Genomic DNA, 21360 nt, shown 5'->3' on the forward strand with positions numbered 1-21360 from the left:
GTTCGGCACGGCCGGCGTGATGCGGGACCAGGGATGGCAGGGCGTAGGAATGCGGGATCGGCTGGAAAAGTCGGCCCGGTGGTGGTGCGAGGGCTGAGATGAGCAGGCTGGATGCAACGATGACTGAACCGGACGATCCCGATGAAGGTTTCGATCTGGTTCTGGACCCGAGGGTGCAGGAATCCATCGGCCGTTCCCTCAAGGCCCATTACGACGACATCGTGAACGCACCCGTGCCGGACAAGTTTCTCGTGCTGCTGGCGCAGCTTGAGGCGACCGAGCGGCGTGCAGCTGGAGCGTCGCGCGATGAGTCCCAGTGATACCGCGCCGGCCGGCCAGACCCTGGCTCAGGAACGCCGGACCGAAGACTTCAAGGACGGGCTGATCCGCGAGATTCCCAATCTGCGCGCTTTCGCCGCCTCGCTCTCGGGCTCGATGCAGCTGGCCGACGACCTCGTGCAGGACACGCTGCTGAAGGCCTGGGGCAATTCGGACAAGTTCGAGCCCGGCACCAGCCTGCGCGCCTGGCTGTTCACCATCCTGCGCAACACCTATTACTCGCTGTACCGCAAGCGCGGCCGCGAGGTGCAGGACAGCGAGGGCACCTATGCCGAGCGCATGGCGACCCACGGCAATCAGGAAAGCCATCTCGATCTCGCCGATTTCCGCAAGGCGCTCGCAAAGCTCCCGGAAGAGCAGCGCGAGGTGCTGATCATGGTTGGCGCCACCGGGCTGTCCTATGAGGAAACGGCGGAGATCTGCGGCGTGGCGATCGGTACCATCAAGAGCCGGGTCAACCGGGCCCGCACGAAACTCGCCGAGCTGCTCTCGATCGGCAGCATCGATGATCTCGGGCCGGGTCGCACCACTGCGGCTGCGATGCAGAGAGTTGGTTCCGAACCCGTTGGGTCCTGATGCGTTTGCGGCGTTTCAGCACTGTCAGGGCGCGTCTGCTGGCTTTGCTGGTCCTGATCGCGGTTCCGATCGCCTGCGCCTCCGCTTTCGCAGCCTATGCGACCTACCGGGCCGCGATCGTCGCGATCGAGGCGGCGCAGGCGCGCGCCGCCGATGATTTCGCGGTGCGCACCCGCGTCTGGTATCGCGGCATGTCGCGCGCCCTGCTCGCCTTCGGCACCACGGCAAGCGAGCGCGGCCTCGATACGCCGGGGTGCCGCGATGCCGGCGTCAAGGCGATGGAGCGGGCTGGAGGGTATCGCGCCTTCTTCCTGCGGCAGGCGGATGGGCGGCTCTGCAGTGGAACGCTCGATCCGGACCTGACGACTGAGGCGCTGGGAGGCCTTGTCACCCAGCTCGCGGGGCGTCCGGCCGTCGGGATGTGGAACGGCGCCAATCTCGGCCGGATGCGCTACGATCAGGTCACCGCGGGCGGGCGGCGCTACCTCGCCATCCTCGCCTCGGACCTCCCCGGCGCGAATGGTGGCTTGCAGCAGGCGCTTCTGCTCGTCGCTCCCGAACTACTCGAAAACGTCTTCGATCTCGGCGAGGACGGGCAGGTCCAGAACGTTGCGCTGATCGGGCGCGATGCCGGCGTTATCGCCAGCCGCGGTGACAACCGCGAGCCGTCATGGCTGCCGCTGACGGAGCGGATGCCGGCGAAGCATGTGCGCTGGTCGGCGCCGAACCGGGCGGGGGTGGACAGCGTCTTCGCCGCGCGGATGGTCGCGGAGCCGGATTTCTATATCGTCGCGAGCTTCGACGAGCGCCCGGCAGAGGCAGCCCGGCTGCAGTTCATCGTGCTGCTGCTGGCCCCGCTCCTGACGCTCGGCCTGCTCTGCCTCGTCTGCATGCGAGCGATCGACAAGCATTGCCTGCGCTGGCTGCGCGGCATCGAGACGGCGGCCCGGTCGCGAACCGCCAACAACCGGGTCCGCGCCACGGTGGCGGACGGCATGCCCAGCGACATCCGCAGCGTCGCCGAAGCCTTCAACGGCATGGTCGAGGAGCAGGAGGTTCGCCAGCGCCGCCTCCAGACGGCGCTCGACGACAACCGCTTCCTCGTCCGCGAGCTGCACCACCGGGTCAAGAACAGCCTGCAGGTCGTGCAGAGCTATATCGGGCTGAGCAAGCGCGATCATCGCGACGAGGCGCGGCTGGCCTTGGCCGATGCCGAATGCCGCGTGCATGTGCTGTCGGCTGCCTATCGCTTCACCCTCGCCGATGGCGAGATGCAGCCCGTCCGTGTCGACCTCTTCCTCGACGACGTCGTGACGATGATCTCGAACCTGATCCGCAGCCGCGACCAGTGGGTGACGAGCCGGATCGAGACGGCCGCGACGCTCTCCGTCGACCGGATCATCCCGCTCGGCTTCCTGGTGGCGGATGTCGCCTCCCGGGCCCTGCGGGGCACGCCGGGCGTCCGGATCGTCATCGATGTCCTGGATGTCGACGAGGCCGCGATCGAAGTCGGGCTCGCGGTCGACCGCGACATCCAGCACAGCGCGCCGCCACGGCTTTTCGCCGGCCTGCTCACCCAGATCGAGGCCGTGCAGACACAGGAGCCTCAGGGCCGCAGCCTGGGTCGCTGGCGGATCGGCCACGGCTCCTGAAGCGTGCTGTCCTCATGAGAAAACGCGCCGCCATCCGGTTCTCCCGGATGACGGCGCGTCTTATGTCGAAGCTGGAATTGTCTAGCGGACGATATGCGTGACCGGCCCATCGACCATCGCCTGCTGCGACGGAGAAGCGATGGCGCGCTTTGCAGCGCTGCGCGAGCGGTCGGCGCGGTCGACGGCGGCAAGCTGCAGGCTGTCGGTATAGCCGCGCTCGTTTGCGCCCTTGGCGATGGCAATGGTGGTCGAGCTCTGGTCGGCCGGCGTCTGGAGGTCGGCGCCCAGGGTCATGGCCGAAACGGCCGTGCCCATGAGGCCGAAGAAGACGATGGCGCGCATGGCCGGCGCGAGGCTGCACTTCGGCATGGATGTCTCCAGGGCTGACCGGCGGAATGACCGGCTTTCGAGAAGGAAAACGCCGCAAACACCGCTTGGGTTCCCAAAAGCCTGCGAAGCGGCAGCCTGCGAAGCGGCCCGGTCGCGCCTGTCGTTGCGGAACGGGAACCGCTCTCAGTGCGTTGTCTCGAAGCCGGCTCTCTGCCGGAAGATCGGGGGATCAATTCGACCATGAACATCGCCAGCCGGCTGGGGCGCCTCGGCACGCCCTGTCTCGCTTGCCCGTTGCGGCTCAAGCCCGCCTTCCGGGACAAGACCGATGACGAGATCCGCTTTATCCAGACGATGAAGATCGACCACCGGAGCGTGCGCGCCGGCCAGGACATCATCCATCCCGGCCAGGAGGATGCGGAGCTCTACACGCTCTTCTCGGGCTGGGCCTTCCGCTACAAATCCCTCCCGGACGGGCGGCGCCAGATCCTCAACTTCCTCCTGCCCGGCGATCTCGTGGGCTTGCAGGCCTCGCTGCTCGCGGCCGCCGAGCATGGCATCGAGGCCCTGACCGATGCCGAGCTCTGCGTCTTCCCGCGCAAGCGCCTCTGGGAGCTGTTCGAGAGAATGCCGACGCTGGCCTATGAAATCTCCTGGCTCGGCTCGCGCGAGGAATGCATGGTCGACGACAACCTGACCTCGGTCGGGCAACGCAACGCCGCCGAGCGCGTCGCAGCGCTGATCATCTCATTGTATCACCGGGCCGATGCGCTGGGGCTCGTCACCAATGACAGCTTCGCCTTTCCGCTGTCGCAGCAGCAGCTCGCCGATGCCCTTGGGCTGTCGCTCGTCCACACCAGCAAGACCTGGTCGCGATTGCGCCGGGAAGGTCTGTTCTCGCTGGCGGCGGGCCGGCTCACCTTGCTGAATCCGCGCCTGACGGCACGGATGGCTGCGGCCTATGAGCAGGTCACGGCACCGCGGCCGCTGATCTGACCGCGCCGATTGCGGCGGATGTGGATTAAAAGCTTGGCGGCAGCCTGCTCTTGACCCCATATGCCGCGCAGGTAACGTGATTTGCGTCACACGCGTCGTCTCTGCGGCGTTCAAGGGGTGTCATGTCTTCGACGATCCGCCATCGCCCACCGCGTGCAACTTCGCTGGCGGCCCGCCTCGGGCAGTCTCGCGTTGCGACGCGGATCGAGGGCGAGGTGCGCGTCACCGCAGCCGATCTCGTCGACCGCGTGGCCGAGGCCAAGCTGAAGGTCGCGGCTGTCCGCTACAAGGTCGAGGGCGAGGTCCGCAACACCGCCGAGAAGTTCAAGAGCCGCGTCAGCGAGGCCAAGGCTAAGCTGGGCGACGAGGCGCGCTTCATCAAGTCCTGGATCGACGATCCCCGCCGGACCGGCTCGGTCACGCCGTCGAGCCCGGCTTTGGCCAAGCGCATGGCTTCGTTCGTCGACCCCGCGCAGCCCGGCCCGGTGATCGAGATCGGCCCCGGCACCGGCCCTGTCACGGAAGCGCTGATCGAGCGCGGCATCGACGAAAGCCGCCTGATCCTCGTCGAGTACAGCCCCGAATTCTGCGAATTGCTGAGCAAGCGCTTTCCGCGCGCGACGATCGTGCAGGGCGATGCCTATGCCCTCTCAGCGACGCTCGCCGGCCATCTCCACGAGAAGGCGATCGCGCTGGTTTCCAGCCTGCCGCTGTTCAACCGCCCGCCGGCGACCCGCTCCGCCCTGGCACGCGAGGCTTTCCCGCTGCTCGTCGAAGGCGCGCCCTTCATCCAGTTCACCTATTCGGTGATCTCGCCGATTCCGCGCAAGGGCTCGGGCCTCAAGGCCTTCGTGTCCGACTGGGTGCTCCGCAACATCCCGCCGGCGCGAGTCTGGGTTTATCGCCAGATTCGTTGATTTTTAGCCGAATTAACGCTGCGTCATCGTGGCGCACGATGAATTTCGGCCGTTTCCATACGAAATCGTAAGACCTCCCTGTTAGGCAGCACTCGCGATCGGGTGCCTGCTGGCCCGTTCGCCAGTGAGGAGCCTAACAGCCGATGAGTAGCGCAGTCCTCCGCTACAGTTTGCCCCGTTGGCGCGTGACGCGCTGGTTGGCGGATGCCGGACCGGATGTCCCGCCCGAGATCAGGGTCGCGCTGATCGCCAGCCTCTACGGCACGCTGCCGATCTTCATCGGGGGCGTCGTCAACTCGCTCGCGGTCTCCTTCCTGATCGCCTGGCGCATCCCGACGCTGCCCTTCATGCTCTGGTGCACCTTCGAGGTCATCTGCTGCGGCATCCGCCTGGTTGTCCTGATCCTGGCCCGCCGCCGGGCTGCGCGTGGCGCCTCTACCCCGACGGATCTCTACCTGCTGCTCGGCGTCGCCTGGGCTGCGGGCATCGGCGCCGGCACTTTCCTCAGCCTGACCAGCGGCGACTGGGTCGCGGCGACATTGGCCTGCCTCTCCTCCGCCGCGATGGTCGGTGGCATCTGCTTCCGCAATTTCGCGGCGCCGCGCATGGCCGGCCTGATGATCGGATTGACGCTCGGACCCTGCGTGCTCGCGACGCCCTTCCTCTCCGAGCCGATATTGCTGATCACCTTCATGCAGATCCCGCTCTATCTCTTCAGCATGACGGTCGCCGCCTACAAGCTGAACGCCATGCTGATCGCGACCATGCGGGCCGAGCGCGAGAACGCCTTCCATGCGCGCCACGACATGCTCACCGGCCTCTCGAACCGGGCCGGCCTGACCAAGGCCTTCGCGGCTCGGTTCGAGAGCGAGGCCGCGCCACGCGGTCTCGCGCTGGTCTATCTCGATCTCGACGGCTTCAAGGCGGTCAACGACAATTACGGTCACATGGCGGGCGATGCCCTGCTCCAGCTCGTCGCCGAGCGGCTACGCGGCCTCGTCCGCAGCTCGGACATAGCGGCGCGCATCGGCGGGGACGAGTTCGTCGTGCTCTCCGAGCAGACCGAGCGGACGCAGCTCCAGCGCTTCGGCGAGCGTATCGTGCGCGAGATCTCGGAACCCTACGAGCTCGACAGCGGCCACCAGCTCCAGATCGGCGCCTCCGTCGGCATCGCGCTCGCGCCGGAACATGGCCGCGACATGAACAGCCTGATGACGGCGGCCGATGCGGCGCTCTATCAGGCGAAGTCGCGCGGCAAGTCGCTCTGCGTCATCGCCGGGCAGCGCTCCGTCCTGGATGCCCGGGCTGCGAGCGGACGCCATCCGCGCTTGCAGTAAGGCAATAGCGATCTCGCAGGCGTCGCGCTTCGGCTCGGCGCTTGACCGCAGGCGCGGCCTCGGGCTTGGCTCTCCCGCCAAGGGGAACGGCCGGGGCGCGAGCGTGACGGATATCGGGCGGCTGGTCCGCGACATTGCCGAGGAGATGCGGGGCGCTGAGGAGCGCGGCGAGGTCGCGACCTATATCCCGCCGCTCGCCCGCATCGATCCCCGCCAGTTCGGGCTCTGCGTCGTGACGGCCGATGGCGCGGTCCATGCCGCCGGCGACAGCGAGGAGCCCTTCTCGATCCAGAGCGTCTCGAAGGTCTTCGCCCTGACGCAGGCGCTCGGCAAGGTCGGCGACACGCTCTGGCGCCGGGTCGGCCGCGAGCCCTCGGGCACGCCGTTCAATTCCATCGTCCAGCTCGAGCGCGAGCAGGGCGTGCCGCGCAATCCCTTCATCAATGCCGGCGCCCTCGTCGTCGCCGACATCAACCTCGCCGGCCATGAGCCGCGCGTCGCCATCGGCGAGCTGCTGCGTTTCATGCGCTATCTCGCCGACGACGATACGATCATCATCGACGAAGCCGTGGCGCGGGCCGAGCAGGCGACCGGCTTCCGCAACATCGCGCTCGCCAATTACATGAAGGCCTTCGGCAACATCACCCATCCGCCGGAGCTGACGCTCGGCGTCTATTTCCACCAATGCGCCATCGCGATGAATTGTCGCCAGCTCGCCATGGCCGGGCGCTTCCTGATGCATGGCGGCTATTACGAGCCCGGCGGGCCGCGCGTCGTCTCGGGCCAGCGGGCGCGGCGCATCAACGCGCTGATGCTCACCTGCGGCCATTACGACGCCTCGGGCGATTTCGCCTTCCGGGTGGGGCTGCCCGGCAAGTCCGGCGTCGGCGGCGGCATCCTCGCGATCGCGCCGGGCAAGGCCGCGATCGCGGTTTGGTCGCCCGGCCTCAACGCCAACGGCAATTCCCTGCTCGGCACGCTGGCGCTCGAACGCCTGACCGAGGCGACGGGCTGGTCGGTCTTCGCGCGGTAGACAAAAGGCTCGTCATGCTCGGGCTTGACCCGAGCATCTCAGGCCGAAGGAGGCGCCCTTTCCTGCAGGAGATTCTCGAGTCTGCGCTTCGCTTCGCCCGAGAATGACGGCGGGGTGCCAGACTAGCTCCGCAGGCCCGGCGCTTCCTGCCCGGTGCGGGCGACGTACTCGGTGTAGCCGCCGCCATAGGCATGCACGCCATCCGGCGTCAGTTCCAGCAGGCGGTTGGAGAGCGCGGCGAGGAAATGCCGGTCGTGGCTGACGAAGAGCATCGTGCCCTCGTAGTTCGAGAGCGCGGTGATCAGCATCTCCTTGGTGGCGATGTCCAGGTGGTTGGTCGGCTCGTCCAGCACCAGGAAATTCGGCGGATCGTAGAGCATCATCGCCATGACCAGCCGGGCCTTCTCGCCGCCCGAGAGCACGCGGCAGCGCTTCTCGACATCGTCGCCCGAGAAGCCGAAGCAGCCGGCCAGTGACCGAAGCGAGCCCTGCCCAGCCTGCGGGAAGCGGTCCTCCAGCGCCTCGAACACGGTGCGCTCGCCGTCGAGCACCTCCATGGCGTGCTGGGCGAAATAGCCGAGCTTGACGCTGGCGCCGATATTGACCGTGCCGGCATCGGGCTCCGTCGTGCCGGTGACCAGCTTCAGCAGGGTCGACTTGCCGGCGCCGTTGACGCCGAGCACGCACCAGCGCTCCTTGCGCTGGATCTGGAAATTCAGCCCGTCATAGATGCTGCGGCTGCCATAGGCCTTGTTCACGTTCTTGATGCTGACGACGTCGTCGCCGGAGCGCGGCGCCGGCTGGAACTCGAAGGCGACCGACTGGCGCCGCCGCGGCGGCTCGACGCGCTCGATCTTGTCGAGCTTCTTGACCCGGCTCTGCACCTGCGCCGCATGCGAGGCGCGCGCCTTGAAGCGCTCGATGAAGGCGATCTCCTTGGCCAGCATCGCCTGCTGGCGCTCGAACTGCGCCTGCATCTGCTTCTCGGCCAGCGCCCGCTGCTGCTGGTAGAACTCGTAATCGCCGGAATAGCTGGTCAGCGCGCCGCCATCGATCTCGATGATCTTGCCGACGATGCGGTTCATGAACTCGCGGTCATGCGAGGTCATCAGCACGGCGCCGTCATAGTTCTTGAGGAAGGATTCCAGCCAGATCAGGCTTTCGAGGTCGAGATGGTTCGACGGCTCGTCGAGCAGCATCGCGTCGGGGCGCATCAGCAGGATGCGGGCAAGCGCGACGCGCATCTTCCAGCCGCCGGAGAGGCCGCCGACATCGCCCTCCATCATCTCCTCGCTGAAGCCGAGGCCCGCGAGCACCTCCCGCGCGCGGCCGTCGAGCGCATAGCCGTCGAGCTCCTCGAACCGGCCCTGCACCTCGCCATAGCGGGCGATGATCTCCTCCATCTCGTCGGCCCGGTCGGGGTCGACCATGGCGGCTTCGAGTTCGGCGAGCTCGGCCGCGACCGTGCTGACCGGGCCGGCCCCGTCCATCACCTCGGCGACGGCGCTTCGCCCGGCCATCTCGCCGACATCTTGGCTGAAATAGCCGATGGTGATGCCGCGATCGGTCGAGACCACGCCTTCGTCGGGCGCCTCCTCGCCGGTGATCATCCGGAACAGCGTGGTCTTGCCGGCGCCGTTCGGCCCGACCAGACCGACCTTCTCGCCCTTCAGCAGCCCGGCCGAGGCCTCGATGAAGACGATCTGCTTTCCGTTCTGCTTGCTGATGTTCTCGAGGCGGATCATGGAAATGGGAAACCTTGGCAGCGGCGGCGCCAATGACCATCCGTGGGGCGGCAATTGGCGGAACCGCGCCGCCATCCCGGGCTTGACCCGGGATCCGTCGAAGGGCACCGGCGCTCTACGATGGATCCCGGATCGGCGCCGCTTCGCGGCTTGTCCGGGATGACGGGGGGGATGGATGAATTGATCGGAGAGCGCTCTACGCGATGAAGGCGGCCAGGGGAAGGCTATCGGCTGTCATCCCGCGCAAATCGCCGCGCTGCGGGCATTGGCCGCGCTCAGGAGATCAGCGGGCGCGAGCGCGATCTGCAGGCCGCGCTGCCCGCCATTGACATAGACCAGCGCCTCGGCAGAAGCCGCCTCGTCCACGATCGTGGACAATCTGCGCTTCTGGCCGAAGGGGCTGACCCCGCCGACCTTGTAGCCGGTCAGGCGCTCGGCATCGGGCACAGGCATCATCGCTGCAGCCTTGCCGCCGAAAGCCGCCGCGACCTTCTTCATGCTGGCCTCGCGGTCGGAGGCGAGCACGATGCAGACCGGCTTGCCGTCGACCTGCGCGATCAAGGTTTTGAGCACGCGCTGGGGCGGCTCGCCCAGCGCCTCCGCCGCCTGCAACCCGACGCGCTCGGCATTCGGATCATAGGTGTAGGTATGCAGCTCGAAACGGATTCCGAGCTGCTTCAGCGCCAGCGTGGCGGGGGTTGTCTGGGCCATCGTCCCGTTGTCCCGTGTCGGCGTCCCCATCAAGCGGGATTCCGCCTTCAAAAAATCAATAGGTCAGCGCGAGGCGTTGCCGAACAAGCCGGACACCCTGCCTCGACATATCCGGATTCGCGATCTTCATGGATCAAATCCAGACGGGGCATCTGGCCTACTTCCCTGAAAAGCGGTCCTCCGTGAGGTAGGCTTTTTGAGCCTTGGAGGATGCCGCCATGGCGCAGAAGAAGCATAAGCCTGAGGAGATCGTCGCCCAAGCGGTGCAGGACTGGATCGCAGCCGCCGGAGCGAGGACGGCCTTCATCGAGTCAGGCTCGCCGTGGGAGAGCGGTTATTGCGAAAGCTTCAACGCGAAACGGCGTGACGAGCTTCTGAACGGCAAATCGTGGCAGGCTTAGCATAGTGCGCAAACCTTCAGCGCGGCGCACCCCGTGGTGCGCCGCGCCCCGAAACCGGTAGGTTTCGCGCTCAAACGAGATAGCCGGAGACGCCGTCCCACAACAGCTTCAGTGCCGTCACGACAAGCAGGCCATAGCAGGCGCGATAGATCTGGCGTTGGTCCAGTGCGCCATGGAGCCGCCAGCCCAGCCAGACGCCGGCCGGAATGGCAAGCAGGCAGAGCCCCATCAGCGTCCAGACGGTGCCGGTCGGTTGAACAAGCAGCAGCCATGGCACGGCCTTGATGATGTTGCCGACGGTGAAGAACAGGCTGGTCGTGCCGGCATAGATATCCTTGCCCAGCCCGAGAGGCAGCAGATACATCGCCAGCGGCGGCCCGCCCGAATGTGCCACCATGGTCGTGACGCCCGAGGCGAAGCCGGCAGCGACCGCCTTGGGCGTGGAGCGCGGGTGCCGTGTCACCTCCCCGCCCCGCACCAGCCAGAGGCCGACGAAGGCCAGGGTGGTCGCCGCCATCACGATGGCGATGGCACGATGGTCGAGGAAGCGGAACACGAGGTAGCCCACCCCGATGCCGGCCACGAGCCCAGGCAGGAGCAGCACGAGATCCGGCTTCGACCAGGTCGAGGCCTTCCAGTAGCGGAGCGAATAAAGATCCATCGCGACGAAGAGCGGCGCGAGCAGCCCGCCGGCCGTGACCGGGTCCATCACGGTCGACAGCAGCGGGATGCCGACGATGGCGAAGCCGCCGCCGAAAGCGCCCTTCATGAAGCAGATCAGGAAGACGCCGGCAAAGGCGACCAGCGCCGCCGTGAGCGTCAGGTCGAGTGCTGCACCGCCGATCATCGTCACCGCCTCGGCCAGTCGGGAAGGCGATGTTCGAGGCCGCGAACCGCCGGTTCGATCTCGCTTCGTGCGAGCCCGATATCGCGCAGTTCGGCATCGCTGAACTCGCGGAGCCGCGCAATGGCCTCCCGGCGGGCAAAATACTGGGCAATCGCGCCGCAGCAGGCGCCGAGCAGCTTGGAAGGCGTGACGAATGTCCCGCTGATCATGGGCCGAGCGATGGTCGCGAGGAGCGCAGCCATATCCGTTCTCCTGTGGCTCGCTTCGGGCCGCGCGGCATCGCCTGCGCAGGCGCCTAGCGGAGCGTCCACGCATCGACAGGCGGCATTCCCGCCGCCCCCGAAGCAATCGGTTGATGCGGGCAAAATGATCCGATACGATAATCAGAGCAATCGAAACATTGATCTCGGTGCAATTATGCCGAAAGCCGATTACCTGCAGCTCGCCGACGCCATTGCCGCGGAGATCGACGACGGCCGTCTCAAGCCGGGGGACCGCCTGCCGCCGCAGCGCAGCTTCGCCTATGAGCGCAATATCGCCGTTTCCACGGCGAGCCGCGTCTATGCCGAGTTGCTGCGCCGCGGGCTCGTGGTCGGCGAGGTCGGCCGCGGGACCTTCATCTCGGGCCAGGCCAGGCGCGGCGTGGCGGCGCCCGGCGAGCCGCACGGCGCCCGCATCGACCTCGAGTTCAACTATCCGCTGCTGGCCGACCAGACGGCGCTGATCGCCAGGAGCTTGGCCGGGCTCGACCAGCCTGCGGTGCTCGACGTTGCGCTGAAGCAGGGGACCAGCGTCGGCACGCCGGCGGCGCGCGGCATTGCGGCCGCCTATCTGTCGCAAGGTGCGTGGTCTCCAGCGCCCGAGCAGCTCGTCTTCACCGGCAATGGGCGCCAGTCGATCGCCGCGGCGCTCGCCGCGACCGTACCGACGGGCGGCCGCTGCGGCGTCGAGGCCCTGACCTATCCCTTCATCAAGGGTATCGCTGCCCGGCTCGGCATCGGGCTTGTGCCGCTGGCGATGGATGAGGGCGGCGTGCGGCCCGATGCCGTGGAGAAGGCGCATCGCGAGGCCCATCTCTCGGCGATCTATATCCAGCCGGCGGTGCAGAATCCGCTGGGCACGACGATGCCGGCCGCGCGCCGGACCGATCTCCTGCGCGTCGTCGAGGCGCTCGACCTCCCGGTCATCGAGGACAATATCTACGGCTTCCTCGACGACGCGCCGCCGCTCGCGACGCTGGCCCCCGAGCGCTGCATCGTCCTCGACAGCTTGTCGAAGAAGGCCGCGCCCGGCCTGACGCTGGGCTTCGTCGTGCCGCCCGCGCATCTGCGCGAGGGCGTGATGGCCGCCGTGCGCTCAGGCGGCTGGACTGCGTCGGGCTTCGCCTTCGCGGCCGCGCAGCGGATGATGGCGGATGGCACGCTCGCCGAGCTCACGCGCTTGAAGCGTCGCGACGCCCAGGCGCGCCAGAAGCTGGCGGCCGACCGGCTCTCGGGCTTCGAGGTTCAGGCCAATGACAAATGCTATCACCTGTGGCTGACGCTGCCGCCGCATTGGCGCTCGCAGAGCTTCGTCGCGGCGGCGGCCAGGCGCGACATCGCGCTCACGCCCTCGACCACCTTCGCGGTCTCGCCCGGCCATGCGCCGAACGCCGTCAGGCTGGCGCTGGCGGCGCCGGCGATGGAGCAACTCGACGCCGCCTTGCGGACGCTCGCCGGCATGCTCAATGCGCGGGAGGACGATTTCTACGGGACCGAGTGAGCGTCGCGGCCTCACTCAGGAGAAGGCGACCTCGTCGCGATCGATCGAGACCATCAGCAGGTCGGCCTCGGGCCGGCCGTCGGGGCCGCGGACATAGGCGCGCCGCCGCGTCGGGACGCGAATGCCCCCTGTCGGTGCCCCCATATAGATGGACGCCGCCTCTATAAAAATCAAAGACTTAGCGCGCGACATTCCCAAGTAAGCTGGACGATATGCCTCGAAATACCAGGATTCTCGATCTTTGCAGACCAATAAACCCGGACGACGCATCCAGCCGCCTTAAATGCACGATTCCGCTTGAGAGGACGCCTGCGCAACCAAGCCATAGCATAAAAATTGATGAGAAAAAGCGGCAGCCCGATTCAGATCGGCTTATCCAACGCCAACTTTGGAACCGCTGACCGATTTCCGCGCAAGCGTGGACTAATGGATTGCAGCACGCCTGCGAGCCATAGAATTTAGGCCAGCGTCCTCGGATCGACGATTAACTGTGGCTGCCGAGGCTGGATATCGAGCGCGGATCGGCATCAATGTCGGGACCAAAAAGGGAAAGCGCATTGCCGAGGCATCCTAGCCCCCGCGCTGGAACTGCAGGAGGCCGCGCCCATAAAGCCGGACTCTCTACAGCAAGCATTGGGTCTCGAACGTCGATGTTCCCATTATCCCGGATTCTGGGCTCCCAAAAAGCCGGACTGACGTGCCGCCGCATTTCAGTTCCGAAGCTCGGCTCATTGGCTACGAAGAGACTGAAGAAGTTCCAGGCAAATGCTGCGAAACCTCTGTCCGGAGGTAGAAAATTGAGCGGCATTTCTGCCGGCTGATCGCAGGCTGGATTCCTTTCGAGGCCAGGTAGCGCGGTGCCCAGGACCAGTGCATATTCAGTCGCTCGGCGACTTCGGTGCCCTTTACGAACCTGGCCTCGAAAGCCCGAAGAGATTCGGTCGCGATAGTCCAGCCCGTCGTCGATTGTTCCGCCTCGATATATTCCAGCTCCACAAGCTGTTTGACCGCCTGCCATTTAATCTTGAGGTGGTCAGCCGCATCGAGGATCGTAATGCGATCCCCGCCGAGATCGCGCTTTTTGCGTACGACCTGGCTCGGGTCCAAGCAGAACCGCTGGAGCCCGATCGCAACGCCTGGGACGAGTTTGACGTCGATGGTTCCGGCGAGAACCCATTCTATCGCCGTTGCGATCGAGACGTAGGAGCGCGGCGCCACGCTCAGAAGGGGAGCCCAGGTTTCGCCAGGCTTCTCATTCCCGCAGTTAAGTTCGATGCGAGCGATGAGTTTATCAATCTCGCAGAGTTCGATTGTTTGCTCTCGCCTAGGCCCATGTCTCGCATCGTCGAGGGTTTTTAGCAGCCCAGCATCGATCAGCTTCGTAACGGCATGGCGGCCAATGCCGAGCAGTTTTGCAGCCCCAGCGTTGGTGACGCTATTTCGAATCCGATCCCCCAAAAGGCGAACCGCTCGATTGGATAGAGGAGCGGGCCGCCCCTGCAACTTCTTGGGAGGAAGCAAATCAACAGAGACCGATAGCTTCCTGAACCTTCGCGTGCCGATACCGCAGGAATTGGCAGCCTCAGCCAAATTCGGTGTCGTGCGATCATGCTTAGCTGCAAATACCAGCGAGTTATGCTTGAGCGTGACATTCCTCCGCGCGTGCGAACGCGCCAGCCTGATCGCGGTTGTAAAGGCCGGTTCCTCATGACGAGAAGCCAACCAACGTGCGAACGGTCCATAGGCATGCGCTAAGCCCCACGGCCCATTCTTATCGATTTCACCACCTGAACCGCCGGTGGATCGAGAGTCACGAAGGCGTTCGAGGAATGCCAGAAAGCCGGCCTCGCCGGAGGTTAGCGCTTCGAAACCGATATTGAGAAGTGCTGCGCGATTCTGCGTCGCGATGGTCATCTTCGGCGGCGCAGTTGGTGCGGCGATCACCGCTCCGGCTCTCAGAGCCACGTCGATCGCATCCTGGAGTTCGATACCGGGGAAAAGGTCGTCGAAGCGAGCTGTGCAGCTGCGTTCGGAAGTCGGAGCGCTCCCGCTCAGTTCTTGTAGCCTGTGACCGATCCACAGGTCGAATGACCCTTGTTCAAAATGGTTCCCTGTGTCTGAAAGCCGAGTGCCGCATGAACATCGGCAAATGTCGTTGTATGTCCAGCTCGTCGCCTTCTTGCAAGCAGGACAGGTCTCTGACAGGGACTGACTATGTGTCACGCAGATGCGCAGCGCGCTGACGTCCCACGCAGCTCGATGGTAGGGGGCTTCACGCAAGCACGCCGCGCACCAGCGACGCCCCCGACGTTGAATTTCATGGTGGCGAAATGGCTGGCCGAACGTCCGTGTGCGATCTCCGACGCGCTGAGGCGTAACCCACGCCAAATTATCGAGCGACACGCCGCATGCTTTTGCCACAAGTGACAGGTCCCCACCGGCCCAAATCTTTCCGGCCGAGCTGCCAACCGCCTTCCAGCCAACTTGGGCGCTGGTCAATCCGTTCTCCTGGGATCGGCGGAACACAAGCGCTTTCGCGGGTTCATCAGTGTAGGCACTTCGCCGCAGCGGAAAGCGCATCATGCCGTCGCCGAGCCGACCGCGGTTGCCCGAAAGGCGGTCCAAAGCAAGCGAGCCATCTAGATAGCGAGCTTCAGTTGAGTGCCGAACCGAGTATTCAGAAGGGATCGAATCCTCTCGAAACCGCTACGCGTGAAGACGATATGATCTCCATCTCGAAGCAGGATATTGCCAGGCTCACGCAGGTCTGACGCGGCCTTCGCTAAAAGCGACCGGCTAGCCCTCAACTCCTTCATAGCCTTTCGCTCTCCAACGAAGCTCCTCAGGCAAGCATTGACGTCGGAATTGTCCAAGAGGCGCTGGCCACCTACCATCGTCGCTGAAATATGACCCTGCGAGATTAGGATTTTAATCTCACCCTCGTTCATTGCTAGTAGACGGATCGCTTCCCGCATCTTGATCGCGCGCTTTTCTGCCAGGAAGATGCGTTCGATTTCGTCAGGTGCCAGCAAATATCGATCGAGACCTCGACGCCCCCGCGCAATCTGCCTGATAGGTAGCTTCCCATCGAGGATCATTTTGATGAGACCGGTGCGACTGGAAAACGGGGTTCTGGCCTTCAGCACCGGGACAAGAGCGTCATTTTCGCGCCCGGCTTGATAGCGTGCCTCGAGGCGAAGCAGAAGCTCGTCAACCTGGATCTTTTTCACGACTATCTGCCGAGTGGCCGCTTGCTTAGGGTCTTCCGAGATGCAGCCCTCTAAAAGCAGATCACGAGCAAAATCTGCAGCTACGTTAAGGGAGGCCGCTAAGTCCTTGTAGCTAAGATACGCGTCAGCCGGCTCAGAAAGGAGCCGATCAAGCACGTGTTTCGGTATCTTGAAGCTTCCCGGCATGTCGATTGGAATAATATAACCGAAATACTGCAATTTATCCCAAAGTGAATCGATCTTGATAGTTGTATTTTGGGAAATTTCATCAAGAGTGACGAATTCACCCTGAGTAATGTATGAGAATGTCTGGTTGGGATGATCGATGACGTCAGAAACCCTGTTATGATAAAGAAGAGTATCAATCAAAATTTCAAATGGAGCAGATGAGCGCCTGCTCAATAGCCATGCAGCCAGCTGTCCATACTTTGTAATGAGACGCTGCCGAGGCGTCGCGTCAGCACAGGCTGCGTCGTCCGCCTTAAAGGTGCCAGAAACCCTACTCAGAAGCGCGAAAAAGCCGTCACTGGATGCGCACTCCAGCCCGCGGCTCATGAGGTCGGATTGTTGAGTTTTGTCAGCAGTATCCTGGAACGGAGCCGCTGGAGCGAGGTCGTACGCCCCTAGCCGCGAAAAGCACTCCAGTACCTGATTGTATGGCATGCCGTCCGTTAGGAGATCGTCCGTCCAGGTCCGTTTGCGGTAAAGAGAAATTGCCGCGGGCGCATTCTTGAAGAGCCATCTATCGATGTTTGTGCATGAGCTCGCTTCGGGGATCTCTGTCGCGACTCGATCCAAACGCTCTCCGCATCCGCAAACGGTAATATTGTGCGGAGCTCCACTCCTTGGCCACCTTTGCATCTTTCCGCAGCCGTCGCAGCTGGACCGTAGCGCGACGCCGTGCACCGCGCAGTTCGTATACGCCTTGATCGTCCACATCGCCCGAAAGTACGGCTCCGATTTCAGGCAGTGTGCGCACCAACGGATGTTGGTACGGTCGATTTGCTCGGGTCGATAGGTGTTTCCCATCAACTGGATTCTCTGCCCACCGGCCTGGGGGGTTGCCCAAAACACGCGGCCAGCTGTTTTCGCGGCTGAAAGCCGAGTTACCGCAGAGAAAATCTGCGGATAAGGTTTGGAGTGGGGAGGCAAGCCGCCGAGGGCTCCCCACAACTTTGCGATATTCTCCATTCCAATTTGGACGGCTCGACGGTTAACAAGCGCCATGAGCGGCTCGTCACCATAGTCTCCAGTGCGATTAGAGAGCCGCGGCGGCTTGCGAGAAGAGGCCATCAGTTATCGCCGACTTACTTCTTGTGAAAGGACGGTTCTGTTGAAGGGCCCTTCCCCTTCAATGTGGTGCTCCGGTTCGGCCGTATGGCGGCCTTCTTCCTCGAACTGCCTGGCTCGTCGTCGATGCGCCAAGGGTTGTCCTTTAGCCCGATAACTGCTTCGAGCTCATCAAAGCCGTCGCGAAGATGGATATCGAGGATGCGATCGCTCTCATCGCGGATAGCCATAATGCCTGCGGCCTGGATCAACTTCATCGTCAAGCCCATTGACCCATCTGCAGCCTCATTAATCTTCAGCGCTCGATGATATTCATCAAGGTCTGAAGATTCTGCGAAGGGAATTGAAGAGTCAATCGAGCTCAATACGTCGAGATAAGATTCTCTTTCTTCATCTATTTCCCAATTATAAGGGGTGTAATTATGGCCTCCGATATTGCGGCCTTTTAGTTGCTCATTCTGTTGAAGTAGAACTCTTGATTCATCCGTCCCAAAAAAAATAATATGGCAGAATGATTCTTCCAGTCCATTTCCATTTTCGGATGAATTATGTTTAATATTCTGTAGGTTTGATTTCAACCAATCGGCCAGTTTGTACTGAAATTTTGCAGTACGATGTTGAGCAAAATGCTGAACTTCGTCGATGATGACCGCTTTAACGCCCTGTTGAAAAAGATGCTTTGATAGACGTCGCTCTTTCTCCGGAATTTTTCCAGCTGAGGGCGAGGGATCGCCGAGTTCTTCGAGCAATTTTTCCAGCAAGGCGACTGTAGTCGTGTCGGCCTTGGCTTCAACCCAGAGTACCGGTCGAATATCGCGATCCTCAAGTTCGATATATTTGCCCCGAAGAGGACGTTTGAGGGAGTCTGCTTCTTTTTGCAAAAGTGACTGATAGATTGCGTAGCTTAGAGTCGATTTTCCGACTCTGGATGGCCCACAAACAAGATAATTTACGCCAGACCGACTATCGGCAGACCTATCAAGGAACATTTCAATTGATCTATGAACGGATTCGGCCTTCGGATGATTGATCAACATTCGCGTGAGTCGACGGAATCGCTCTGCGCGATCAAGAGGTTCGCCATTTGAAGCCAGGTGAGATCTGCGAATTGAATGATGCTCAGTCATAGCTAACCTCTAAGTTCCTTCGTTGTCTGTTCGATGTGGGAGTTCGCTGTTGAGTCGCCTGGCCCCGCGGCGTTTGCGCAGTTGTTCCTTCGCGAGCAGGAGCTGCTCTATCTCTCAGGCCTCCATTTCGGCGTTTTCTGGCGGCTCGACCTTTCGTGCCGGCTGTCTTGACCAGTTCGTCGATCGAAACAGGCTCCTCATCATCGTGAGGATAGTTTTCCCAGCTGGAACGGGCGTCCTCCTGCAACGAGCCAGGTGTGAGCTCCGGGTCGAAGTCGAAAATCCCATCGACCTCCCAATCGCGGACATCAGTGGGGGCGTCCGTGCGTCTGCGCACCCCGTGCGCAAAGATCCGTCCCAGCCGATTGAGCGTCCGCCTACGGCCCTGGGATGCCATCAACTGAGTGCCTGTCGTTACGAGCTTGCCCCAGGCATCGGCGAGATCGTGCTCGGTGATTGGCTGGCCTTTGGCAACCAGCTTCTTGGCGTGAGCTACGCTGGCCTCATGTTGGAAGAGCGTCTTTCCCGCCGCATACGGCTGATTGGTGCAAGGGATCCGCTTGTAACGGTCCCATCCAGGGGCAAGCACCATCAACGCGCCAATATCCGCTGCGTCATAGCGGATCTTGATCTGATCGGCTCTAAGCTGCTGGCTGTTTCTGAGCAAGGCCAATTCGTTGCTGTTGTACAAGAGGCCTTTCCACTCGATACCCTTCCGAGAGACGGTTCGCGTATCCGAGCTGGAGAGCAGTACATCCAAGTCTGAAAACTGCGATGGCAAGATCGGAGGGTGGGCTTTCGACATGCTCACCCAAAGAGCATAAGGCGCGTTTTTCGTTCCTCGGTGGACCCGTGCGTTGTAGACATCGCAGATCCAAAAGCTCAGCAGCTTCTCGATGTCTTCCAAGGTGAAGATCGCCTCGCCTTCTGCGTCATAATCCGCCTTTTGCTGGGGGTTTGATTTGGACGTGCCGGCAAACTGATGGACCAATCCGATGTTCATCGAACCGAACCAGCGTTCAATCTTACCCCTCAGCATTGGCCGCTTCGGCGGCAGCCAGAAAGGGGTGATGTTGAGGGCGAGTAGCGCTTCTTTCAGGCTGGATGAATGATGCGCCTTTCCGTTGTCCATCCAGAGGCCCTCGGGGATCCCGCGCGCGGGATTGCCAAGTCGGAGATCGAGATTTGGGAAGCGCTTTGGCGCGATCGCGTGCCGGAGCGCGAGCATAATCTGCAGCGTGCTCTCACCTTCAAACGTGATTGCCCAGCCTACGATCAGCCGAGAGGCGCAATCGATGACTGCGGTCAGCGTTGGTCGACCCAACATGGCGTTCGTGGCGCCGTCGACGATATGCAGGTCGAGCGTGGTTGAGTCGAGTTCCCACCGCTGATTGATACGAGTCGCGACCGGTCCGATCCCGACGGGCATGAGCCATTTCCGCTTTTATCGGGTCTTTTCGGTAGTAATCGAGGTCGAAGCGCTCAAGTTTGCCCGCGCGGTACGAGATCATTTTACGCGTCGGTAGAGGCAGGCGCTCGCTGATCTCGGCGTAGGAAGTGCCGATTGCATCATTCAGGCTTTGGACATGCGAGATGCAGGCGGCCAGAAGAGCCGATTTCGTCCGAGCTTCTGGCGTCAAATAGATCGCCTCGATGAGTTCGTCGATTATGTCGTCCAGAATTGGCGAGATACGCGCTTTTCGGTTCCCCCGGCTTTGATAGTCCGGCAGAAGGGCGCGAATATCGCGGTCGGCGTCCCGATATCGCTTCGCAAACATGTATATGCTCGAACGCGACGGCGGCGATTCATAGTCTGCCGGCGCTACATTCGGGTTGGCATTTCTCCTGTCGGCAATGGCCTTCCAAAGCATCTCGATAGACTGATGCGGTTTGATGAGCCCTTCGCCATGATCAAGCAAAGCCTGAACGTACGGGTGCATCTTCAGAGCAAACGCGCGCATGGCCTTCGTCGCGCTGTCCACGTCAGACGACACGAGCCGTTGGACCCTCGTCTCAAGCCGGTCCCAGTTGATAGGAAGGATCGCGATCCTTCCCTCTAACCAGCCTTCGTCTAGCCATGCGAACGTGTGGGTTGAAGCCTCACCTGTTTCGATAGCCTCGATGTTGAAGCGCGTGTCGTCGATCCGTCGCCGAACACGATATTGGACGCCATTGATCCGCAGCTTCTGGTTGATCGCCAGCTTGATGGAGGCGCCGAATTGCGCAGCCGCGTTCATTGCCGCGACCAATAAACGAGCGCGGATGCGTTGATGGCGACGTTCATGTCGAACCAGACTGTCCCGCTCAGCGCCAAGTGGCAGAGTGCGGCGATCACAAACGGGCGGAGTTTGGGCTCGACAGCTTGGGCGAATTCGGACACTCGCATCGGACCGCGTTGTTCAGCGAGCAACCCCGACAACGGCTGCCAAGACTTCTCGTCAAAGCCGAAGTTGGCGTAACGTTGCAGAATTCTGCAATTTTCCAGCCTAGGCTGTGCGAATATCGTTGTCTCGGTCCGAACGATCATCCGAATGCCGCGGTGTCGATAGCTGAGCGCCATGCTTTGAAGGCGCGTCCGGGTCTCAGCGTCGGCTAACTCTTTCGTGTATTTCGTTTCGACGAGGAGATTGCCGAGAGGGGACTCCACCCAAAAGTCGCGTGCTGTACCTTTTCGCCAACGAACACGATCATGCCACGTCGGTCCGACCGGCTGCTCGCGATAGTCAGTAACCTGAGGGTCGCACTCAAGCAGGCAAGCCATGGCATTTTCGAGAAGGCTCTCGCACATCACGCCCCTGCCAGTTTTCCGCGAAGGAAATTGACTTCCAACTGACCTAAAGTGAAGTGCGTTAGCAACATTCCATTTTGTCGGCTTCCAATTAGAAGGTTTAAAAGATAGATCCGTAAATGGCTTGATCACTATCGATTGCATAGCGGTCAACTCGCGAATACTGCTGTCTCTAATGCTTTAGACAAGCTATCAAGAGGCTGTGGTGCGAATTTTAGATTCGCTCAGAGCCAGTTTTTTCTTGCCGAAAGCCCCCTGTCTGAGATTTGATCTACGACGT

General features: G+C 62.5%; 20 protein-coding genes and 1 pseudogene. 9 read left to right on the forward strand and 12 right to left on the reverse strand.

Annotated elements, in window-relative coordinates:
* Positions 1 to 119 precede the first annotated feature (119 nt).
* From ACFJGT_RS24715 to ACFJGT_RS24725, 3 genes are read left to right on the forward strand one after another with little or no spacing between them, the layout of a single operon-like run.
* Entirely contained in the window at positions 120 to 320 is a 201-nt protein-coding gene (locus ACFJGT_RS24715; protein WP_377843825.1) for a NepR family anti-sigma factor, read from the forward strand.
* Positions 307 to 915, forward strand: a complete 609-nt coding sequence (locus ACFJGT_RS24720; protein ID WP_377843827.1) for a sigma-70 family RNA polymerase sigma factor — start codon at positions 307 to 309, stop codon at positions 913 to 915. Before ACFJGT_RS24715 ends, ACFJGT_RS24720 begins: the two co-directional genes overlap by 14 nt.
* Positions 915 to 2567 (forward strand): histidine kinase dimerization/phosphoacceptor domain -containing protein, encoded by a 1653-nt coding sequence (locus tag ACFJGT_RS24725; RefSeq protein WP_377843829.1) that lies wholly within the window; start codon positions 915 to 917, stop codon positions 2565 to 2567. The genes ACFJGT_RS24720 and ACFJGT_RS24725 overlap by 1 nt, the downstream gene beginning before the upstream one ends.
* An 81-nt stretch (positions 2568 to 2648) precedes the next feature.
* Here the strand turns inward: ACFJGT_RS24725 and ACFJGT_RS24730 are convergent, their stop codons facing one another.
* Positions 2649 to 2936, reverse strand: coding sequence for a hypothetical protein (locus tag ACFJGT_RS24730; protein ID WP_377843831.1), 288 nt, complete (start codon positions 2934 to 2936; stop codon positions 2649 to 2651).
* Positions 2937 to 3137: 201 nt separating this feature from the next.
* Here ACFJGT_RS24730 and ACFJGT_RS24735 point away from each other — a divergent pair, with 201 nt between their 5' ends.
* The 4 genes from ACFJGT_RS24735 (at position 3138) to ACFJGT_RS24750 (ending at position 7180) form a co-directional block, all read left to right on the forward strand.
* Positions 3138 to 3893, forward strand: coding sequence for a Crp/Fnr family transcriptional regulator (locus ACFJGT_RS24735; RefSeq protein ID WP_377843833.1), 756 nt, complete (start codon positions 3138 to 3140; stop codon positions 3891 to 3893).
* A 122-nt stretch (positions 3894 to 4015) separates the two neighbouring features.
* Positions 4016 to 4810 (forward strand): class I SAM-dependent methyltransferase, encoded by a 795-nt coding sequence (locus ACFJGT_RS24740; protein WP_377843837.1) that lies wholly within the window; start codon positions 4016 to 4018, stop codon positions 4808 to 4810.
* Between the two features lie 143 nt (positions 4811 to 4953).
* On the forward strand, positions 4954 to 6147 hold the full coding sequence (locus ACFJGT_RS24745) for a diguanylate cyclase domain-containing protein (RefSeq protein ID WP_377843842.1): 1194 nt from the start codon (positions 4954 to 4956) through the stop codon (positions 6145 to 6147).
* Positions 6148 to 6250: 103 nt separating this feature from the next.
* Positions 6251 to 7180, forward strand: a complete 930-nt coding sequence (locus ACFJGT_RS24750) for a glutaminase (RefSeq protein ID WP_377843845.1) — start codon at positions 6251 to 6253, stop codon at positions 7178 to 7180.
* A 122-nt stretch (positions 7181 to 7302) separates the two neighbouring features.
* On the opposite strand, the gene ACFJGT_RS24755 is transcribed toward ACFJGT_RS24750, so the two are convergent.
* Entirely contained in the window at positions 7303 to 8925 is a 1623-nt protein-coding gene (locus ACFJGT_RS24755) for an ABC-F family ATP-binding cassette domain-containing protein (protein WP_377843848.1), read from the reverse strand.
* Positions 8926 to 9159: 234 nt separating this feature from the next.
* Positions 9160 to 9636, reverse strand: a complete 477-nt coding sequence (gene ybaK / locus ACFJGT_RS24760) for a Cys-tRNA(Pro) deacylase (protein WP_377843851.1) — start codon at positions 9634 to 9636, stop codon at positions 9160 to 9162.
* A gap of 245 nt (positions 9637 to 9881) precedes the next feature.
* On the opposite strand from ybaK, the pseudogene ACFJGT_RS24765 reads away from it, so the two are divergent.
* Positions 9882 to 10022, forward strand: a pseudogene (locus ACFJGT_RS24765) (integrase core domain-containing protein); the annotation flags it as partial.
* Between the two features lie 85 nt (positions 10023 to 10107).
* Here ACFJGT_RS24765 and ACFJGT_RS24770 read toward each other — a convergent pair.
* Both ACFJGT_RS24770 and ACFJGT_RS24775 read right to left on the reverse strand, forming a co-directional pair.
* Entirely contained in the window at positions 10108 to 10884 is a 777-nt protein-coding gene (locus ACFJGT_RS24770) for a sulfite exporter TauE/SafE family protein (RefSeq protein ID WP_377843853.1), read from the reverse strand.
* A gap of 2 nt (positions 10885 to 10886) precedes the next feature.
* Positions 10887 to 11126: a DUF1127 domain-containing protein gene (locus ACFJGT_RS24775; protein WP_377843856.1), complete on the reverse strand. Its 240-nt coding sequence runs from the start codon at positions 11124 to 11126 to the stop codon at positions 10887 to 10889.
* A gap of 175 nt (positions 11127 to 11301) precedes the next feature.
* On the opposite strand from ACFJGT_RS24775, the gene ACFJGT_RS24780 reads away from it, so the two are divergent.
* Positions 11302 to 12645 carry a PLP-dependent aminotransferase family protein gene (locus ACFJGT_RS24780; RefSeq protein WP_377843859.1) on the forward strand — a complete coding sequence of 448 codons (1344 nt, stop codon included), beginning with the start codon at positions 11302 to 11304 and terminating at the stop codon, positions 12643 to 12645.
* 15 nt (positions 12646 to 12660) lie between these two features.
* On the opposite strand, the gene ACFJGT_RS24785 is transcribed toward ACFJGT_RS24780, so the two are convergent.
* From ACFJGT_RS24785 to ACFJGT_RS24815, 7 genes are all read right to left on the reverse strand, one after another.
* Entirely contained in the window at positions 12661 to 12789 is a 129-nt protein-coding gene (locus ACFJGT_RS24785; protein ID WP_377843861.1) for a hypothetical protein, read from the reverse strand.
* Between the two features lie 591 nt (positions 12790 to 13380).
* Entirely contained in the window at positions 13381 to 15228 is a 1848-nt protein-coding gene (locus tag ACFJGT_RS24790; protein ID WP_377843863.1) for a TniQ family protein, read from the reverse strand.
* A gap of 56 nt (positions 15229 to 15284) precedes the next feature.
* A complete protein-coding gene (locus tag ACFJGT_RS24795; RefSeq protein WP_377843866.1) occupies positions 15285 to 17168 on the reverse strand; it encodes a TniQ family protein in 1884 nt (627 codons plus the stop codon).
* A 14-nt stretch (positions 17169 to 17182) separates the two neighbouring features.
* Entirely contained in the window at positions 17183 to 18292 is a 1110-nt protein-coding gene (locus tag ACFJGT_RS24800; RefSeq protein ID WP_377843868.1) for a TniB family NTP-binding protein, read from the reverse strand.
* Complete coding sequence (locus tag ACFJGT_RS24805) at positions 18285 to 19619, reverse strand: Mu transposase C-terminal domain-containing protein (protein WP_377849068.1); 1335 nt, start codon at positions 19617 to 19619, stop codon at positions 18285 to 18287. Before ACFJGT_RS24805 ends, ACFJGT_RS24800 begins: the two co-directional genes overlap by 8 nt.
* The gene (locus tag ACFJGT_RS24810; protein ID WP_377843870.1) at positions 19543 to 20529 is read right to left on the reverse strand and encodes a hypothetical protein; all 987 of its coding nucleotides are present in this window, start codon (positions 20527 to 20529) and stop codon (positions 19543 to 19545) included. The genes ACFJGT_RS24805 and ACFJGT_RS24810 overlap by 77 nt, the downstream gene beginning before the upstream one ends.
* Positions 20526 to 21080 carry a hypothetical protein gene (locus ACFJGT_RS24815; protein ID WP_377843872.1) on the reverse strand — a complete coding sequence of 185 codons (555 nt, stop codon included), beginning with the start codon at positions 21078 to 21080 and terminating at the stop codon, positions 20526 to 20528. Before ACFJGT_RS24815 ends, ACFJGT_RS24810 begins: the two co-directional genes overlap by 4 nt.
* Positions 21081 to 21360 lie beyond the last annotated feature (280 nt).

This window comes from Allobosea sp. UC22_33, from assembly GCF_042700715.1.
GTDB lineage: Bacteria > Pseudomonadota > Alphaproteobacteria > Rhizobiales > Beijerinckiaceae > Allobosea.

Coding starts and splice junctions, on each gene's coding strand:
- ACFJGT_RS24715 (WP_377843825.1), top strand. CDS start 120: ATGACTGAACCGGACGATCCCGATGAAGGTTTCGATCTGGTTCTGGAC.
- ACFJGT_RS24720 (WP_377843827.1), top strand. CDS start 307: ATGAGTCCCAGTGATACCGCGCCGGCCGGCCAGACCCTGGCTCAGGAA.
- ACFJGT_RS24725 (WP_377843829.1), top strand. CDS start 915: ATGCGTTTGCGGCGTTTCAGCACTGTCAGGGCGCGTCTGCTGGCTTTG.
- ACFJGT_RS24730 (WP_377843831.1), bottom strand. CDS start 2,936: ATGCCGAAGTGCAGCCTCGCGCCGGCCATGCGCGCCATCGTCTTCTTC.
- ACFJGT_RS24735 (WP_377843833.1), top strand. CDS start 3,138: ATGAACATCGCCAGCCGGCTGGGGCGCCTCGGCACGCCCTGTCTCGCT.
- ACFJGT_RS24740 (WP_377843837.1), top strand. CDS start 4,016: ATGTCTTCGACGATCCGCCATCGCCCACCGCGTGCAACTTCGCTGGCG.
- ACFJGT_RS24745 (WP_377843842.1), top strand. CDS start 4,954: ATGAGTAGCGCAGTCCTCCGCTACAGTTTGCCCCGTTGGCGCGTGACG.
- ACFJGT_RS24755 (WP_377843848.1), bottom strand. CDS start 8,925: ATGATCCGCCTCGAGAACATCAGCAAGCAGAACGGAAAGCAGATCGTC.
- ybaK (WP_377843851.1), bottom strand. CDS start 9,636: ATGGCCCAGACAACCCCCGCCACGCTGGCGCTGAAGCAGCTCGGAATC.
- ACFJGT_RS24770 (WP_377843853.1), bottom strand. CDS start 10,884: ATGATCGGCGGTGCAGCACTCGACCTGACGCTCACGGCGGCGCTGGTC.
- ACFJGT_RS24775 (WP_377843856.1), bottom strand. CDS start 11,126: ATGGCTGCGCTCCTCGCGACCATCGCTCGGCCCATGATCAGCGGGACA.
- ACFJGT_RS24780 (WP_377843859.1), top strand. CDS start 11,302: ATGCCGAAAGCCGATTACCTGCAGCTCGCCGACGCCATTGCCGCGGAG.
- ACFJGT_RS24785 (WP_377843861.1), bottom strand. CDS start 12,789: ATGGGGGCACCGACAGGGGGCATTCGCGTCCCGACGCGGCGGCGCGCC.
- ACFJGT_RS24790 (WP_377843863.1), bottom strand. CDS start 15,228: ATGATGCGCTTTCCGCTGCGGCGAAGTGCCTACACTGATGAACCCGCG.
- ACFJGT_RS24795 (WP_377843866.1), bottom strand. CDS start 17,168: ATGGCCTCTTCTCGCAAGCCGCCGCGGCTCTCTAATCGCACTGGAGAC.
- ACFJGT_RS24800 (WP_377843868.1), bottom strand. CDS start 18,292: ATGACTGAGCATCATTCAATTCGCAGATCTCACCTGGCTTCAAATGGC.
- ACFJGT_RS24805 (WP_377849068.1), bottom strand. CDS start 19,619: ATGTTGGGTCGACCAACGCTGACCGCAGTCATCGATTGCGCCTCTCGG.
- ACFJGT_RS24810 (WP_377843870.1), bottom strand. CDS start 20,529: ATGAACGCGGCTGCGCAATTCGGCGCCTCCATCAAGCTGGCGATCAAC.
- ACFJGT_RS24815 (WP_377843872.1), bottom strand. CDS start 21,080: ATGTGCGAGAGCCTTCTCGAAAATGCCATGGCTTGCCTGCTTGAGTGC.